We start from the raw sequence: 17,346 nt of genomic DNA, 5'->3' as shown, positions 1-17,346 counted from the left end.
GGGCATACTATGAAGAAAATCAATGAATTCGGTCACGTATCGTCGTCTCGAAATGGAGGAGAACAATCGATGCTGTCCAATCTGTCCAAGCGCATGCGCCACGCGATACAGCTGATGCGCCACTCGTTCGATACGGCATATAGTGTCGTCCGTTCAACTTGGAATGAACTTTATCAACAACTCTTACAATGGCGGGAACGCCCGTCGTTTGATTGGAATCGCGCCGCAGCGAAACGTGCGGAAGAGCAGGCCAGCCGACTGCTGAATGAGAAAGTACGTCAACAAGGAACAACCAGCAGCTTTCGAGAGCGAGGAGATACGGAATTCTCAGCCGAGGAATGGCGGATCATCCGGCAAATTCAGAGCTCTGTTCGCACAGCCAATCGCAACAATATTACACGCACCGCAGCCTATGCGCGAATCTATCAGTCGTATCCAGAGCTGCATTGGGCCCTGCTCGCGCATATGGTCTCACGAAATGGCGGCTGGAGTATGACTGATTTGCAGGGAGAATGGCTGCCCCGCATTATGAGTGCGAACCATAGATTATGGACCTACCGAGTGCTGGAACGATCGAATGCACTCATATTCCATGATGCCTATCCGCAGCTGCTGCTGTATGCAGCCAGCCGCCGAGCAGGCAAGAGCCTGTTCCACTTGCTTCCTGCATTTGGCGTATCTGCCTTCATGACCCCATTCTGGGATGGCTTCTGGGTACAACAGACAAGTTCGCTGCTCACGACAGCACTTATCATTAACGAACAGAACGTCATTGAAGGCAGAGTCATGCGCAATCCCACCTACCGGGCGCATGTGCTTAATGAATGGGATTTCCAATTGCATGGTTGGCTGCAGATGAATCAAGTCATTTTCCCGCTTGGTGTTCCATCTCCACGAGAGGAAGAAGCAATTCCGCTCGTTGGGCTTAATTTAGAGAACTTTACTGACTTAGATGAACGCATAGCATTTGGAGAGAAGCTGTATGCGCTGTTGTTCCACACGCCCCATATTTATAATCATGCTGTTCGTTTCATGCGCGCGGCCCCTCATACGGGATCGAGAGCAGACTATTGGCCGCACCGCTTTGTGAAGCAGGCGATCCCGCCTGATCGAACCGAACTTTCTGTTACATACCGGGCCTATAGTCCGGCCTTAACTGATGTCTGGAAGGACGAGCCGGCACGGCAAATTGAAGAAGGCGATTGGTTCATAGATGAGCGAATGTATCGGCATCTCCAGCCGATTTCAGCTCCTTTGCAGGCTGACATGACCAGCTCTCATGATCGGTTGTGGCGGGAGACCGCCTCGCTCGCTGGGTTCATTCATCCGAGCAAGGGATAACGAAGCAGATTTTATAAAATTTCAGTCAAAGAAGGACACTTCTCCAGTAAGTGTCCTTAGTGTCCTTCTTCATTCAGCCTGCCGATTCCATGTATTCATCCGGCTTAATGCCTTCATATCGTGTAAACGCACGTTTGAACGAATATACGTTTTCGTAACCCACTCGGCGTGCGATGTCATCAATGCCGCATTCCTTTCCTCGCAGCAATTCCTTAGCCATTTCAATACGAAGCCGACATAAATAATCGTAGAAATTGATTCCAGTGACTTCCTTAAATAGTTTAGACGCTTTGGAGACCGACATCTGGAAGATTTCAGCAAGCTGTTTTAAGGATACGTCGGCACTCGTGTAATTTTGGTTTACGTACTGCAGCAACTGACTTCCAGCTTCAATCGTCGATGACGTATTGGAGTACCGATTTCGCTCGCATAGTAACGTTCCCACTTCAAACACATAGCCCCACATTTCCTCCGTATTTTTGCCCTTTGCTCTATTGGTAAATTGTTTCGCGTAAATGCCCGTATCGAGATTGAGTTCATGCAGCACTCTTAGCAGCGTTTCCATCAATAATGAAACGAGTCTGATCGTACTTGCTTCAGACAGGTTTCGTTTCCCGTTTTCCGCGCTGATTTCGTAGAGAATCTGCATCGAGGTATCCAGGTTCCCTATCTTCAAGTTATTAATCAACTGAACCTCCCAATCTGTCGGATAATAATAGTCAACGATGCTTGGAATGGACTCCTCCGGCGCGACCCGTAGATGTTCCCGTGAAAACAACGTATACTGCAAACTTTCATTAGCCGTATAGTACGACTTACTAATGCCAACGAGCCCCTTCTCCATCGTTCCATACAAGACAATAGGCTGGAAACCACATGCACGTTCAATTTCTTCCGTAATTCCGACAGCAATTTGTTCCATCATGCCATCATCTCCAAATCGGTTTGTGGAGGATAGGATCAACGCTTTGTCCGCATTCGTCACTTCGAATAGCTCATAGTCCAGCCGATGACAGTTCATCACTTTTTCGATGATAACCATCGTCATCATCTCGATTTTCCGGATCTTATCCAGATCGGAGAAATCACGAATGGCATGAAAGCTGATCAACATCGTGCAATAATGCATTTCCTCGGTATAGCCGATACCAAATTTCTTCAACCCGTTCAAGTGCTGATCATCTGCGAAATACCCTTTAAGCAGCTGGAGGAACAAATTCGACTTCGCCGCTTTTTCGTAGTCATGCATGGATTGTTGAAGCACCTGATTTTCACTCAACAGCCGCTCGAACGATTCCTCAATGTAATTATATTCAGAGCCGGATACGGGACTATTATTGCCCTCCTCATAACGAATCCCAGCGGAAAGTTTGTGAAGCAAGATGCCAAGAGGTCGGTAACTGACCTTGGCCAGCACAAAAGCCGACAACGTGCCGACCGCAATGGAGATCAAGATAGCCAGCAGTGAACTGAATAAGTTATTGATACCGATGACACTGTTATCGAAGTAAGAGATTTTATATTGCAGACTGCTCTCTTGGGAAGGCACAACAAGCTCATAGGTCTGCTCATTTTCCTGAACCCCGTTATCCGGATTCCGGCTCTGCTTGAAAATAGGCGTCCCATGCGTCGTAATTAAGATGTCTTTGGATTCCACACTCCCGAAACGACGCATGTATTCCGAGAAGTAATCGCTGTCAATAAATAGAGCCAGTACCGCCCGCGGGTGATTGACCACCTCCAGACTTTGAAGGACAGGAATAACCCTCTTACTGCTGCCCCACAAATTGACCGTTGCTGGTGCCATTACTTTGAAATACTGTTGCTCCCGAAGAGCACTTTGCATCATTTGCCGTGTATCTCCATCAAATATAGCAATATTAGAGAAGAAGTGGTCTTCCGAAAATGTCCCCCAAGTTGATAACATCTGTTGTTTATCTGGAAAAATGACTGTGCCGAAAGATAGCACATTTGTAGAATTAATTGAATTTTCGAAATTTCTTCGGATTTCGAGCATCTTCAACAGATCAAATTCATCATCATAAACATCCGTATTCTGCATCATTTTCCGAAGCCATGATTCAATGCTAATCATCTTCGCTATATTTTTGAGCTCATTCAATTTATTGTCCACAACCGCCGCAATCCGATTTGCATCCGATACATGCTTCTCATGCAGCTTCTGACGTTCCTCCATGATGTTCCGCTGTACATTTAAGGTGCTGAACACGATGATGGGGATGATCAAAATCGCAGTATAGGACAGAAAGATCTTTCGAAACGTGCCGCTCCCAAAGCTCCAATGTCGCATAGTCCGCACCTCCTTCGTTTTGAAGACCACTTCGCATGATGAAGCAATATGAAGAAAACGGCGAACTCCTCTAAGGAAGCCGAGGTGAACGCCAATTTTCCAGATTATTGGTGCAATGTTACTGGATGCTGTTGTATCTATCGAGCAGCTGCTGATCAATCTTCATTAATTCATCAAGCCCAAGCTTTTTCAGCTCGGAGATATATTGATCCCAATCGTCAAGCGATTTTTGGCCTAGAGCAAGCTTGGTTGCAAGTTCCTGAGAGTACGTGTTCAAGTTGGTTAAGATTTTTGTTTTCTTCTCGAGCTGCTGATCATCAGGAATAGCCAGATAGTTCAGGTTCATATTCACAAAATATGGTTTGTAATTTAAAATATTCAGCTCATGATCGGCTTTTGCTTTGGGCACACCAGAGAGCTCGAATTCCAGATTGGCGAATTGAACACGTGGAAAAACCGTGTCCCCGAATAACGGACGCCCAGTAATTTGACCCGATTTAGCCAACTCTTCGTCTGAGCCATTATTAATAAATACCTTTGCGCCGTTGCTGTCCTTCTTGTAAGTTTGCCCTTCGATTCCCCAATACAGAAGATCTGCATATTTTTCCGAGTAAATCGTATCGAAAAACTTGATGGCTGCTTCCACGTCCTTGCAATCTTTTGTAATTGCATACTTCTGCCACACAAGGAATGGAGGTTCCAACTGTGCTGCCGGAGTGACACCGTCGACCGCCTTGAGCGGCATCAATGGGAGGAACTCCCCTCCGCCGTTAATGGTAGGCTCCTGATAGGTCTCCAGATTATAATCACTCAATGAAGCAACCTGGTTTTCGGTCATTTTTTGTTGCTTTTGCTCCCCTGTCGCCCCAATCAGGCTTGTGTCGAGAATGCCCTCTTTCGTTAACTGCTGCAAGTAGCGGAAGTAATCTTTAATTCCGTCTTGATACCAAGGGGATACTACTTTCTTATTCTCAACATCCACTGCCGTGATATCTGTACCAAGCCCGAACCATTGCGCGATAGCGCCTTCAAATTTGCTTGGATCATACACGAGCACTTCGTTTTGCTTCCCATCTCCGTTGGCATCCTTTTCCCGGAATGTCTTCAACGTTTGCAAATATTCTGCGGCTGTGTTTGGAACCGGGAGCTTCAGCTTATCAAGCCAGTCTTTACGAAGCAGCATCGTCAATGCAACCGGTGCTGGCGTTTTACCCTGATATGTTTTTTTGTGAAGATTGCTGAACCAGTACATTTTGCCGTCAGGCGATGTTGTCGTCTTTTTGGCGTATGGGAATTCTTCATTGTACATTTTCTTAATGTTGCCGTTGCTGTACTTCTCGATCAGTGGATTCAGATCAAGCAGGACGCCCTGCTTCGCCAAATTCAACACTGTCGTATTATCTAGTGCCGAAATGTTTACGATGTCTGGAAGCGAGGAACCAGACGCCATTCTCGTTTGAACGACCACTTTATATTGCTCGCCTGGAACCATCTCGTAGTCCAATTGCAACCCGGCATCTGTGAGCATCTTATCGACTTCTTTCCATACCGGATATTTATCTCTCTCATCGAATTTGATATATTTGTTCGAACCTTGCGGCCCAAGCAGTTTTAACTTTTTGACTTCGGTAGAAGCAGATCCTCCTGCTTCCTCCTTCTTGTTATTGCCGCTGTTGGCGTTGTTGCTGGAGGTGCTGCATGCCGTGATCGACCCAATCACGAGAATTGCCGTTAATACGGAGATCAGTGTTCTTTTCCATTGTTTCATTTTTAGATTCCCCCTCGAATCGACAAAAACGAATTTCAAAATGATTTCACCGAAATCTGTCCCTTGTAGCTGAAATGCTAAAATCTTATCCCAAGATATGTTGCAAACGCTTTCAAATTGTCAAAAACATTTTTTCTAGTCCATACCGCAATTCCCTTCGACGTTAATTCGATCTTTTCCCTCAAAGAGTATAGTCCTACTCTTTTAAAGAACCCAGAAGCGCTCCCTTGATGAAATACTTTTGAAAAAATGGATACGTAAATATGACAGGCAATGCCGTAAAAACGATAATCGCGTATTTTAACTGGATGTTGGTCAACATGTTCGCCACCGCATTTTTGGTATCTTCCAGCGATAACATCTTTAGATCCACCGACTGTTGAACGACGACACGGTATAGATACATTTGCAGCGGATGAAGCTTTTCGTTCGGCAGATAGACAAGCGCGTCGAACCAGCTGTTCCAAATGCCGACAATCGAATAAATCGCAATAACAGCAAGAATCGGCTTGGAAATCGGCAATATAATCTTGAACAGCAGCTGCAGATGGGAGGCACCGTCGATAAAAGCCGATTCCTTCAGACCATCTGGAATCGTCATAAAAAACGTCCTAACGAGGATAATATTCCAAATACTGACCATCCCGGGGATAATAACTGCAAACATGGTATTATACATCCCGAGCTTATTCACGAGCAGGTAGGAGGGAATTAATCCACCCCCGAAATACATCGGAATTAGTAGAAATACAACGATCCATTTTCGCCCCTTTAGATTGCGTACCGTTAACGGGTATGCACCCAATACAGCCATTAAGCAGTTCAAAAGCGTACCTGCGGCGACGTAAATCAAAGTGTTCGAATACGCCCACCACATTTTCGCATCTCTTACGATCAATTCATATGAGCTTAGGTTAAAGCCTTTCGGAAACCAAACAACATTCATGGCGGCTACTTCCGAAGGCGAACTGATCGACATGATGATGACGAAATAAAACGGATACAGGGTGATTAGGCAAATGACGAGTGCGATCGCGTACAAGATAATGTCGACCACGACAGAGCCTTCCCTGATCTTGTTCGGATTTTTCCTGACCGAGCCCATTGTACTCCTCCTTACCACAAGGCATAATCTGAATATTTACGGCTTAGCGTATTTGCGAAATACAGCAGCGTGAAGTTGATGACCGATATGAACAGCCCAACTGCAGTCCCTAAGCTGAATTGTCCGCCAAGCAAGCCATCGCGGTACAAATAGGTGCCAATGACATCCGCCGTTTCATATACCATTGGATTATAGATCAACAAAATAAACTCGCTGTTCGCTGAAAACAGACTGCCAATCGCGAATATAAGCAGGAATAAGATGGTCGGACGAATGGATGGCAACGAAATATGGAGGATTTGTTTAAGGCGGTTGGCTCCGTCCATCTTGGCAGCTTCATATAAATGAGGATCAACAGAGGACATGGCTGCCAAATACAAAATACTGCTCCAGCCAAATGATTTCCATATGCTCGTAATCGTATAAATGGTCGGAAAATACCCCGCTTCCGTGTTTATCGCGACCGGTGTCCCGCCGAACATCTTCACGATGGTATTAATGATTCCATCTGTATTGATGAATGACAACACCATGCCCGCAACGACGACGTTCGAAATAAAGTGAGGCAAGTAGCTTGCGGTCTGTACGTACTTCTTGAAGATGCCACTCTTCAGTTCGTTAAGCAGTACCGCAAACAGAATGGGCACCCAGAAGCCAAACACCAGAAAATAAAAGCTGAGCAAGAACGTATTACGCATCAATCTTCCAAAATACGGGCCATTAAAAAATTCAATAAAGTGTTTAAAACCTACCCAATTCGTATCTGTTAATGAGAAAAAAGGTTTTCCCGGGAAATAATCTTGAAATGCGATGATTATCCCGTACATCGGAATATAACTGAAGATAAAAATATGAAGTAGAACGGGAAGCATTATAAGGTAGAGTTGAGCATTTTCACGCAAGTGAAATGATCGGCGCCCCCCCGGTTGACTGTTCGTCTTCATGATCTTCCCCTTTCCATATCGATTGCGGTAATTTTTGGGCCCCTTCCGCAATTTCATGATAATCTCGCCCGGTTTTGTAAGGCAAGCAACATTTTTTGATAGCGCTCACAATATTTTCGCTGCATTGAAATTCACCTCGAACAGCCATTGCAGACGCAGGTGATGGAGGCGAAGCAGCAATAAAACAAAAGGTCGAGTTAGGGTACAAACGTACCCCTTACTCGACCTTTCTCATTACCAGTATCATCTTACAGCCAGTAAATCAGCTTCAGCTTATGAGACAGTCTCTATGACAGTCCATGACAATCCCTATCGGAACAGATCTTCCTCCATCCACTTCAGCTGTGGACTGATGCGAGGCACGATGTCCATATTGGCTAGAATGTCTGCTTCTAGCGATAGTCCCTGTGCCATTTCGATAAGTTCAAGTTCCCCTGCATGCAGCTGGAATACTGCGCGCTCTGTCACATACAGCACTTCGATGCCACGTCGCTGTGCATAATCTGCGCAGAAGGTAAGTTGCTCTACCTGCCGAACGAACTTCCGGAAGCGTCCCTCTTGAAGGATGCGAAGGCCCCCATCAGCCATCTCCATCTTCAGACCGCCAGCCGTAAAGGTGGAGCAGAAGACAAGCTTCTTCGCATTTTGGCTTATATTAATGAAGCCGCCGCAGCCTGTCAGCTTGCCCCCGTACAGACTCACATTCACGTCTCCTCTGCCGTCTGCCTCTGCCATCCCCAGACAAGCCACATCAATCCCTCCTCCATCGAAGAAGTCGAATTGAGCTGGCTGATCAAGAATAGCCTCTGCAAACGCAGATGCGCCGAAGCTTAGCCCGCGTGCAGGTATGCCACCAACAGGGCCGGATTCAAGCAGCAGCGTCATATCTGTTCGTCCTGCTTCAAATGCTGCATATCCGACTCCCTCAGGCAGACCGATACCGAGATTAACAACACTGCGTGAGGGAATTTCCTTGAGGGCTCGCCGAGCAATGACTAGCCGCTCATCTCTTGCCATTGGAGGCACATCTGCGGTGGACGATTCCTGCTGTATCTCCCCAGCATATGCGGGGTTGTATACCTCTGCGAACGTCATTGTATGCTCCTCCGGCCTAGCGACAACGATAGCATCGACCAGCATGCCTGGGATGACTACCTGCTTCGAATGCATGGTTCCGTGCGGCACGATGCGCTCTACCTGCGCAATCACAATTCCTCCGCTGTTCCTCGCTGCTTGAGCAAGTGCCAGCATTTCTAACGTTACTGCCTCTCGCTCCATGGAGATATTGCCGCGCTCATCCGCAGTCGTGCCGCGCACGAAAGCGCAATGAATCGGAAAAGCTCGATAATAGAGCTGCTCTCGGCCTCCAAGCTGCACCAACTCTACAAGCTCTTCCACCGTGCTTGCATTCAGCCTGCCCCCTCCATTCCTCGGATCGACAAAGGTATGAAGGCCGACATGGGTCAATGTCCCCAATCGGCCTGCAGCAATATCACGATAGAGATGTACAATCACACCCTGCGGAAAGTTGTAGGCTTCAATCCGGTTATCGAGCGCAAGCGCGCCCAAACGCGGAGCAAGTCCCCAATGACCTCCAATGACTCGCTTCACCATGCCTTCATAGGCAAGATGGTTCACGCCGCGAACAACGCCATCCCCTTGTCCGGCTGCATACACAACTGTAAGCCCTGTCGGCGCCGCCTCTTTCAAGAAACGGCGCTCCAACGCTGACGTAAGTGCTTCTGGGTGAGCACATCCAACGAAGCCTCCCACAGCAACCGTTGCATCATTCGCAATTAGCGCCACCGCTTCATCCGCGCTCATGACCTGAGCGCAGCGGCGCGGGACAAGCGGTTGATTCAGCCGCTGATCGAATCCGCTATCCACAGTGCTGTGACGAGCATCTAGTCCATTCAAATGGACAACCCTCCGTTCACTTCCAGCACTGTTCCATTTATATAATCAGCTGCATCCGAAGCGAGGAATAAATACGCTTGTGCAACTTCATCCGGCCGTCCTAATCGGCGCAGCGGTACTTTTTCACGCATGCTGTCAATAATCTTGTCCGGCATCTTGGCCACCATCTCTGTTGCGATGAAGCCTGGGGCAACCGCGTTCACACAGATCCCCTTATATCCTAGCTCCCGAGCCCATGTACGCGTCATGCCAATGACGCCTGCTTTGGTCGCAGCATAGTTCGTCTGTCCAATATTGCCTTGAACGCCAACAATCGATGAAGTATTAATGATTTTACCCTTGCCTTGCGCCGCCATATAAGGAGCTGCAAGACGCGTGCATAGAAACACTCCATTCAAGTTCACATTGATTACATCCTGCCATTGCTCTGGGGTCATCTTCAGCAGCATTGCATCACGTGTAATTCCAGCATTGTTGATCAGAATGTCGATACCGCTAAATGTTGCAACCGTCTGCTCCATCAGTTGCCGCACGCTTTCTTCATCCGCTACATTCGTCTTCACGAATAACGCGCGATCACGCTGTTCACTTGCCAGCTCATCGATCACTTGCTGTCCCGCCGTCTCATTGAAGTCAGCGATGACAACATTCGCCTCTGCCTCAAGAAATAAGTGTACCGCTGCAAGCCCTATGCCGCTTGCTCCGCCTGTAATGATTGCCGTTTTCCCTGTAAGCTTCATCGTCATCGTCTTCCCCTGTCTCCCTTCAATCTGTATGGCCGGCCGATGCAGTTGACCCGCTAGGGGCTGCTTCTGATGAATCTCTCCCCAAGAAGGACTCGATTACATGCAGCAGCTGCGAAAGATCGTCAACTAAGGGTGAGTGACCGCATCCTGTCAATGGAACGAACTCCGCAATGTCTCCCAGATCAGCCAGCGTCTCTCTCGTCATCGCCTCAGTAATAACTAAATCCTGCATGCCCCGCAGAACCAAAACGGGGGCTTTTATTCGTTTCACAGCCCCGCTTCCCGGAGATGCTTCATGATCAAATACACTCACGTTAAACGTGTTCAGCGCATGATACACATCCATCAGATTTCGCTGCGTCAAAATATCGTCTATATAGGTTTCGTATCTTGCCTCTTCCGGTTGATTTCGATCATAGATAACGGCCTCATACAATTGCTTCATAAACCGGCGATCCCGACGTATGTTTGCAGATTCGATGAGGGTATTGCGAGCCAATGATCGAATACCTTCGATGGTCGTAATCCGGCGCGTAACATCTGGCAGGCCGTTCGATCCGTCCTCATAAAATGGGTAACCACGAGTCGAGACGCTTGCCAGTAGCACCAGCCGTGTTACCTCATCAGGATAAGCGGCTGTATACTCCATTGCCACCCCGCCGCCAGTCGACCAACCAATGAGGGTGAAACGAGTTAGTCCGAGTAAATCGACCCATTGCTTCACATCTGCAGTGAAATCAGATAAGGATTCAATCGGCGTATGATAGGTAGAAATACCAAATCCACGCAGGTCGACCGCATACAGCTTATACCGAGCATCCATCTGTTCCAGCACGACGTCCCAATGACAGGACGAATTCATGTTGCCATGAATCAGCACAACTACCTCATCGCCGCCATCACGTTCGCGGTATCCGAGTGTTTCCCCATTTGGCAATTCAACAGATTTTACATGAATCTTCATGCTTCGTCCCCCCATCTTAAGGTGAGTGCGCCCCACGCATACCCGATGCCCGCAGCTGCTAATACAACAATGCTGCCCGGTTGAATCAACTTCCGTCTTACGCCTAATTCCAGACATAGAATCGGATCGAATTGACCGATATGACCATAGTCCTCTAAATAAACGGAACGTTCTTCAGGAATCCCTAAGGAGCGCAGCACGTATTCATGTGCGGATCGCTTCATATGAAGCAAGCCGATAAAGTCAATATCCGGGATCGTATATCCACTACCCTGAATGGATTGTTCCACCACCTGAGAGAATCGCTGCATCGACACCGCATCCAGTCGCGACTTCATCCGTTCTGGATCTGGGACTCGGAAGCAAGCCTGACCTTGCGCCAGAAGCTCTGCCGTCAACGGCTGCTTCGTCCCCCCTGCTTGAATGATGACATCCTGCGCAAATGATCCGTCCGTAATAATTGCCGAATCCAGTACCTCTGGATATGAAGGGCCAGCCCCACGCTGGAGCAGCATCGCCCCGCCGCCAGCACCCAAGTTCGCCATGAAGCGAGTGTTCGGATCCGTTAAGTCAATCAGGTCGCCGTTGCGATAGCCGCCAGCAAGCAGCACAGTGCGAATACGAGAATCCCCCAACATCATCGACTTCGCTGTCCGAACAGCCATAATTGCCGTACAGCATCGGGAGCCCATATCGAAGCCCCACCCATTTACAGCTCCAATCTCATGCTGCAGTTGAAGAGCCGCCGTCCATACCGGGTATTCCTTGTATTCTTCACCGATATATATAATGAGATCAATTTCCTCAGGCGCGATCTGGGCACGACGAATCGCTTCCTTCGCTGCTGCAACCCCCATCGCGCAGGGATGATCATCAGGCCCTGGGACAGGCTTCTGCCGGATGCCCAGCTTCGACTCCACAATATCCTGAGGAATGCCTGACGCTTCTGCAATATCGCCGCTAGTCATTTTCTGATCAGGGATGTAAGTTCCTACGGACAACAGACGGACGATCGACTGTTCATTCTTTTCTCTTTCATTCATTCCGTTCTCGTTCATGCGCGTCATTCCCCCGCTTCATCATCAGCTGCATATAGCCAACCGCTTCCTCCCATGAAGCAACGGTCTGCTCTTCCTGGCCCTGTACATAGGTAATTCGGATTCGCCAATCGTCCAATCCCTCGGTCTCCTGCCGTATCCGGCAGCGGACGACAAAGGAACCGACCACAGAGGTATCCTCAACCAAATGATGTCGATTGTCCTGATTTCGACTGTCATGAGCCTCCAAGTGCACATCCTCTTCCAAGTGCTCCGCAGCCGAGTCCTTCTGCCTGCGAGAAGTCATCCTGCCTCCTCCTTCCCATGCCGTGATGCTGTCTCCGTAGGAGACGAAGAGGCTCTCCTTCCTCTCCGCTTCATCCACCACATTCGGAGCGTTCCGGTTATGCCTGCTGGGAAGATGAGCACGACGACAATGTAGAGAAGGCCAAAGAAAATAATCCATCTCTCGAATATGGGGTGGAACTTAGCCAGCTCAGTTAGGCCATGGTGCGCCCATTCAATAATCGCTGAGCCAATAATCGCCCCAAATAGCGTCCCAACGCCGCCAATAATCGTCATCAGAAGCGCGTTCAAGGTCATATCCATCGCGAACACCGTCGTATTGACGAATCGCAGTGTCAGCACATACATGGATCCGCTAATGCTGGCGACTACACCTGCGACTACACTTGCAAACACCTTGTAGTGGATGATCTCATAGCCGAGCGAAGCGGTTCGCTGCTCATTTTCACGTATCGCCATCAACACACGACCGACGGGGGATTGCGTGAACCTTCTGAGCAGCATATAGATGACAACCATCACAGCGAGCGATACCATGTACAGCACCGTCCGATCCTTTAGCTCCGAGGGAATCGGGAACGTGAAGCCGTCATTTCCTCGCGTCAGAGACCTCCACTTCTCCGCCAAGACAAGCAGCAATCCGGAAAAGGCCAACGTAAGCATTGCGTAAAAGTGATTCTTCAAACGCAAAGACAACATGCCTACCAGATAGCTGAGCAGCGCCGACAAAATCACACCTGCTGCAATCGACAGCAGCAAGACTCCGATGTTGGCCCCCATCCGATCAAGCATGACACCAGTTGCGTACGCGCCAATACCGAAGAACATACAATGACCGAATGAGACAATGCCTGTATAACCGAGCAAAATGTCGTAACTCATCGCAAAAACAGCGAAGATGCAAATTTGCGTCATAATAATGAGGAAGCTGCGCGAGTCATTGATCCACGGCAGCACGGCAAGTCCAATGACGAGCAGAAGGAACCATTTCGTTCCGATGTTTATATGTCTCATTACGCTCCCCCCTTCGCCCCGAACAAGCCTGAAGGCTTAATGAGAAGGACAACCACCATCAACAGCATATTGCCTGCAAGCGACAAGTCCGGCACATAATAGGCCATAAATGCTCCCGACAAGCCAACTAACAGTGCAGCCAGTGCAGAGCCTTGGATGCTCCCCATGCCGCCAATGACAACGACGATGAAGGCAAGAATGGCAAATTGCATGCCCATTTCGGCAAAGATCACTCCTGAGTATGGAGCAAGCAGTACGCCTCCCAGTGCCGCCAGACCTGCCCCAACCATAAATACAAGCGTGAATACACGCCGAATCGGAATGCCTAGCGCTTGAACCATTTCCGGATTCATAACGCCTGCGCGCACGATTAGACCAATCTTCGTACGCTTCAATATGAACAATAATCCGCCGTACACGAGCACACCAATTACGATGATGAAGATTCGGTATTTAATTAGAATCACTCCGCCAACTTCCCAGCTTCCGCTGAGTATAGGCGGGGCATCCGCCTTAAGTGGATTCGGGCCGAATACAACTTTGAGCAATTCACTTAACACGAGCATAACGCCTAGCGTGACCAGAATCTGCTGCACATGATTGCCGTACACGGGCCGAATGACAATGCGTTCCATCATGAAGCCAAGCAGCATTCCAACAAGAATTGCCCCCACAATCGCCAAGACGAATGAGCCCGTTGCCGCATACAACCACACCCCGCTATAGGCACCCCAGGCAAACAAGCCGCCGTGCGCGAAGTTGAGCACGCTCATAAGTCCGAATATAAGTGTCAGCCCCGACGCGAGCAGGAAGACGAGCATTCCGGTCGCAAGCCCATTAACAATCAGATTGATGAACCCGTTCAATACATACTCCCTCCTCTTTGGCGCATCGGTTACGCAATGCCCAAATACTTCCGCCGTGTCTCCTCGTCATAACGCAGTTCATCCATCGTTCCTGCCTTCACGACGCGCCCTTCGTCCATCATGTAGTACGCGCTTCCAATGCGGCTCGCCATAAGGAAGTTCTGCTCAACTAGGAGCACGGTCGTCTTCTCCTTCATCTGCTGGATAGCTTCCATCAGCTTCTCCACCATAATCGGGGCAAGCCCTTTGCTAGGTTCATCGATGAGGAGCAATTCATTGTCGTTCACATATGCCCGGGAGATCGCCAGCATCTGCTTCTGCCCTCCACTCAAGAGCCCACTCTTGCGGTTCCAGAAGCGGCGCAGATCTGGGAACAGCTCCATTGTCCATTCCAGCCGAGCAGCAGCCTCTTCGCTATTCCCTCTCATCGCAATACGCATCGTTTCTCCTACCGTTAGATCCGTGAAGATTCCCTGATCCTCTGGAACATACCCGACCCCTTTGCGAGCAATGAGATGCGTCGGAAGCTGATCCAATCGTTCTCCCTTATAGTGGATTTCTCCCTTGGATGCCGGATTCAATCCCATAATGGAACGCAGTGTCGTCGTCTTGCCCGCCCCATTGCGGCCAAGCAGTACGGTAATCCCACCAGCCTCCACTTGGAAGGTGACCCCTTGCAAAATGTGAAACTGTCCGATATACGTCTCAATTTCATTCACCTGCAGCAGCGTCATCATACAACCCTCCCAAGTAAGCAGACTGTACCAATTCATTATTCATAATTTCATCCGGATGACCATCTGCTAGCAGCTTCCCATTAAACAGAACGGCGATCGTATCGGATAAATCCAGAACCATCTCCATCTTGTGCTCAATGAGTACTATCGTTCGATCTTTGGCATCCTTCACCCGACGGATCACTTCCATAATCGCTGGAACCTCTTCCACCGATATGCCAGCCGTCGGTTCATCGAGCAGAAGAAGCGACGGCTGGAGCGCCAGCAGCATCGCTAGCTCCAGCTTGCGCTTCTCTCCATGCGCCAAGTGCTTCGCTGTAGCACCGCCTCTTCCTCCAAGCAGCACCATATCGAGCCAATGCTCCGCTTCTTCTTCAAACTGACGATACGCTCGCAGTGATCGATACCAATTCATGCGAACACCATGTCTGGATTGGACAGCAAGCCGTACATTCTCCATCACCGTCAGATTGGGGAATACATTCGTGATCTGAAAGGATCGCCCCATCCCTAGCCTTGTCCGTTCGAATGGGGGCAGCAACGTCACGTCGCGCCCCTCGAATTGGACCTGGCCAGAAGTTGGCCGCAGCTCGCCGCTTAACAAGTTGAACAAGGTCGTCTTACCTGCACCATTTGGGCCAATGATTGACTTGAAGCGATTACGCTCAACGGTGAGGTTCACTTCCTGCACTGCGATATGTCCGCCGAACGCAATCGTCAAATCTGTTGTGCTCAAAATCTTATCCACCGCTTGGGACGAATGGGAGCGGCGAGCTCTATTCGTCCCCTGTTCAATCGGCAGCGACTCGGCCGTCCTGAGGTTGTTCTCCGCTCCGCTCATGTCCCGACCTCCTAGTTAACGTTTGTTGTGAATCGGCGGTGCCGTCTCTTCTGGCGACAGTTCACGGATAAGTACAGGAACCGGATAATCGGTACCATCCTTCTTCTCCAGCTTCACCGCATACATCGTCTGCAGTGCTTGGTGATCCTCCGCTCGGAACGTCATCTTGCCCTTCGGCGCATCAAATGTCATTCCTTCCATCGCTGCAATCAGCTTGTCGGCAGTCGTATCCCCGCCCGTCTTCTTCACCGCTTCCACGATCGCGATCGCTGCTGACATGCCTCCAGGTGTGAACAAATCTGGCAAATCTCCATTGAATCGCTTCGTATGTTCTGCTACGAGCCATTTATTCACATCATTGCTCGGAAGTGAATGGTAGTACACCGAGAAGCCTTCCATCCCCTCCAGCTCCTGCATTGTCTTCAGAGCCGCGATATCCGGAGCTCCAGTAGACAGTTTGATGCCTTGCTCCGTTACCTTCATATCCTTAAGCTGCTTCCACGGCGTATTCGCTCCCGCCCATACTACGAACAAGTAATCCGGTTTTGCACTTACAATTTTCTGAATGTTCGCGGTAAAATCCGTTGCAGTAGCGTCCGCGTACTGCTCTTCTACAATTTCTGCACCAAGCTTGATCGCTGCTTCCTTGAACGCCTTAATGCCATCGCGGCCGAACGCGCCATCCGGTGCGAACGTTGCAATCTTAACGCCCTGCTTCGCTATCGCCGCCGCGCCTGCAACCGCGTCCTGCGAGGAATTGCGTGCAGTGCGGAATACGTATTTGTTCCACAACTCGCCTGTAATGCTATCCGCAACAGCCGGCTCGACGACCATAATCTTCTCGTATTCCTCAGCAAGCGGAAGAACCGCTAATGTATCCCCTGAGCTGGATGAACCAACAAGGAAATCAACCTTATCGGTTTCAAGCAGCTTGGTTGCCTTCTTAACGGCTACGTCCGGCTTCGTTTCCGTATCTTCTACAATGAATTCAACTGGCCGTCCATCAATCGTCTTCGTACCTTGTGTGGCATAGTCGATGCCAAGCTCGAATCCGCGAACCGTCTGTTTGCCGTAACTTTCAAGCGCCCCCGACATGGAAGCAAGCACTCCGATCTTGATTGGCGTCTTATCTCCATCGGACGATTTCTTCTCTTCCGTTCGATTATTCTTGTTCTCTGTCGATGCTGCACCATTGTTCTCTTGCTTCGCGGAGTTCCCTCCCGCATCACTTCCACTGCTTCCACAAGCAGCTGTCAGCAGCAGGAGCAAGGACATGAAGCTGAGCAGCAATAGTCTTGACATCTGTATGCGAACCGCCCGTTGCTTATCATGGCTGCGATGCAATTGTTGCTTCTGATTGCTTGTTTCACGAATAAATAACTGTGTCATAGACACCAAAAACCCCCTTACGAATCATTTCCCATTCATCATAAGAGGGTATAGTTACAA

General features: G+C 49.2%; 15 protein-coding genes. 1 reads left to right on the top strand and 14 read right to left on the bottom strand.

The window, feature by feature from the left end:
• The first annotated feature begins 69 nt into the window (after positions 1-69).
• The gene (locus ABN764_RS22705; RefSeq protein ID WP_268626016.1) at positions 70-1,341 is read left to right on the top strand and encodes a DUF2515 family protein; all 1,272 of its coding nucleotides are present in this window, start codon (positions 70-72) and stop codon (positions 1,339-1,341) included.
• Positions 1,342-1,414: 73 nt separating this feature from the next.
• Here ABN764_RS22705 and ABN764_RS22700 read toward each other — a convergent pair whose 3' ends face one another.
• From ABN764_RS22700 to ABN764_RS22635, 14 genes are all read right to left on the bottom strand, one after another.
• Positions 1,415-3,652, bottom strand: a complete 2,238-nt coding sequence (locus ABN764_RS22700; protein WP_446673193.1) for a helix-turn-helix transcriptional regulator — start codon at positions 3,650-3,652, stop codon at positions 1,415-1,417.
• Positions 3,653-3,770: 118 nt separating this feature from the next.
• Positions 3,771-5,420 carry an extracellular solute-binding protein gene (locus ABN764_RS22695; RefSeq protein ID WP_446673192.1) on the bottom strand — a complete coding sequence of 550 codons (1,650 nt, stop codon included), beginning with the start codon at positions 5,418-5,420 and terminating at the stop codon, positions 3,771-3,773.
• Between the two features lie 196 nt (positions 5,421-5,616).
• Positions 5,617-6,525, bottom strand: a complete 909-nt coding sequence (locus ABN764_RS22690) for a carbohydrate ABC transporter permease (RefSeq protein ID WP_446673191.1) — start codon at positions 6,523-6,525, stop codon at positions 5,617-5,619.
• Positions 6,526-6,536: 11 nt separating this feature from the next.
• Positions 6,537-7,526, bottom strand: a complete 990-nt coding sequence (locus ABN764_RS22685; protein ID WP_446673190.1) for an ABC transporter permease — start codon at positions 7,524-7,526, stop codon at positions 6,537-6,539.
• Positions 7,527-7,778: 252 nt separating this feature from the next.
• The gene (locus ABN764_RS22680; protein WP_446673189.1) at positions 7,779-9,386 is read right to left on the bottom strand and encodes an acyl CoA:acetate/3-ketoacid CoA transferase; all 1,608 of its coding nucleotides are present in this window, start codon (positions 9,384-9,386) and stop codon (positions 7,779-7,781) included.
• On the bottom strand, positions 9,383-10,126 hold the full coding sequence (gene fabG / locus ABN764_RS22675; protein WP_036619097.1) for a 3-oxoacyl-ACP reductase FabG: 744 nt from the start codon (positions 10,124-10,126) through the stop codon (positions 9,383-9,385). Before fabG ends, ABN764_RS22680 begins: the two co-directional genes overlap by 4 nt.
• Before the next feature lie 25 nt (positions 10,127-10,151).
• A complete protein-coding gene (phaZ, locus tag ABN764_RS22670; RefSeq protein WP_174807898.1) occupies positions 10,152-11,096 on the bottom strand; it encodes an intracellular short-chain-length polyhydroxyalkanoate depolymerase in 945 nt (314 codons plus the stop codon).
• Positions 11,093-12,154: a 3-oxoacyl-ACP synthase gene (locus tag ABN764_RS22665; RefSeq protein WP_174807899.1), complete on the bottom strand. Its 1,062-nt coding sequence runs from the start codon at positions 12,152-12,154 to the stop codon at positions 11,093-11,095. The genes phaZ and ABN764_RS22665 overlap by 4 nt, the downstream gene beginning before the upstream one ends.
• Positions 12,132-12,440, bottom strand: coding sequence for a hypothetical protein (locus ABN764_RS22660; protein ID WP_028533714.1), 309 nt, complete (start codon positions 12,438-12,440; stop codon positions 12,132-12,134). Before ABN764_RS22660 ends, ABN764_RS22665 begins: the two co-directional genes overlap by 23 nt.
• Positions 12,437-13,453: a branched-chain amino acid ABC transporter permease gene (locus ABN764_RS22655; protein ID WP_028533713.1), complete on the bottom strand. Its 1,017-nt coding sequence runs from the start codon at positions 13,451-13,453 to the stop codon at positions 12,437-12,439. The genes ABN764_RS22660 and ABN764_RS22655 overlap by 4 nt, the downstream gene beginning before the upstream one ends.
• Positions 13,453-14,319: a branched-chain amino acid ABC transporter permease gene (locus ABN764_RS22650; RefSeq protein ID WP_021252604.1), complete on the bottom strand. Its 867-nt coding sequence runs from the start codon at positions 14,317-14,319 to the stop codon at positions 13,453-13,455. Before ABN764_RS22650 ends, ABN764_RS22655 begins: the two co-directional genes overlap by 1 nt.
• A 29-nt stretch (positions 14,320-14,348) precedes the next feature.
• Positions 14,349-15,053: an ABC transporter ATP-binding protein gene (locus ABN764_RS22645; protein ID WP_142545981.1), complete on the bottom strand. Its 705-nt coding sequence runs from the start codon at positions 15,051-15,053 to the stop codon at positions 14,349-14,351.
• A complete protein-coding gene (locus tag ABN764_RS22640) occupies positions 15,031-15,897 on the bottom strand; it encodes an ABC transporter ATP-binding protein (RefSeq protein ID WP_446673188.1) in 867 nt (288 codons plus the stop codon). The genes ABN764_RS22645 and ABN764_RS22640 overlap by 23 nt, the downstream gene beginning before the upstream one ends.
• Before the next feature lie 15 nt (positions 15,898-15,912).
• Positions 15,913-17,292 (bottom strand): substrate-binding domain-containing protein, encoded by a 1,380-nt coding sequence (locus ABN764_RS22635; protein ID WP_446673187.1) that lies wholly within the window; start codon positions 17,290-17,292, stop codon positions 15,913-15,915.
• Positions 17,293-17,346: the final 54 nt, after the last annotated feature.

The organism is Paenibacillus wuxiensis (assembly GCF_040195695.1).
In the GTDB taxonomy this organism is placed as follows: Bacteria; Bacillota; Bacilli; order Paenibacillales; family Paenibacillaceae; genus Paenibacillus_B; species Paenibacillus_B suaedae.
This window is presented reverse-complemented; position numbering and strand designations above follow the sequence as displayed.

Bases quoted from the DNA above. Each gene is read 5' to 3' on its own strand.
- ABN764_RS22690 (WP_446673191.1), bottom strand. From the start codon at position 6,525: ATGGGCTCGGTCAGGAAAAATCCGAACAAGATCAGGGAAGGCTCTGTC.
- ABN764_RS22655 (WP_028533713.1), bottom strand. From the start codon at position 13,453: ATGAGACATATAAACATCGGAACGAAATGGTTCCTTCTGCTCGTCATT.
- ABN764_RS22695 (WP_446673192.1), bottom strand. From the start codon at position 5,420: ATGAAACAATGGAAAAGAACACTGATCTCCGTATTAACGGCAATTCTC.
- ABN764_RS22660 (WP_028533714.1), bottom strand. From the start codon at position 12,440: ATGACTTCTCGCAGGCAGAAGGACTCGGCTGCGGAGCACTTGGAAGAG.
- fabG (WP_036619097.1), bottom strand. From the start codon at position 10,126: ATGAAGCTTACAGGGAAAACGGCAATCATTACAGGCGGAGCAAGCGGC.
- ABN764_RS22640 (WP_446673188.1), bottom strand. From the start codon at position 15,897: ATGAGCGGAGCGGAGAACAACCTCAGGACGGCCGAGTCGCTGCCGATT.
- ABN764_RS22705 (WP_268626016.1), top strand. From the start codon at position 70: ATGCTGTCCAATCTGTCCAAGCGCATGCGCCACGCGATACAGCTGATG.
- ABN764_RS22685 (WP_446673190.1), bottom strand. From the start codon at position 7,526: ATGAAATTGCGGAAGGGGCCCAAAAATTACCGCAATCGATATGGAAAG.
- ABN764_RS22645 (WP_142545981.1), bottom strand. From the start codon at position 15,053: ATGACGCTGCTGCAGGTGAATGAAATTGAGACGTATATCGGACAGTTT.
- ABN764_RS22700 (WP_446673193.1), bottom strand. From the start codon at position 3,652: ATGCGACATTGGAGCTTTGGGAGCGGCACGTTTCGAAAGATCTTTCTG.
- phaZ (WP_174807898.1), bottom strand. From the start codon at position 11,096: ATGAAGATTCATGTAAAATCTGTTGAATTGCCAAATGGGGAAACACTC.
- ABN764_RS22665 (WP_174807899.1), bottom strand. From the start codon at position 12,154: ATGAACGAGAACGGAATGAATGAAAGAGAAAAGAATGAACAGTCGATC.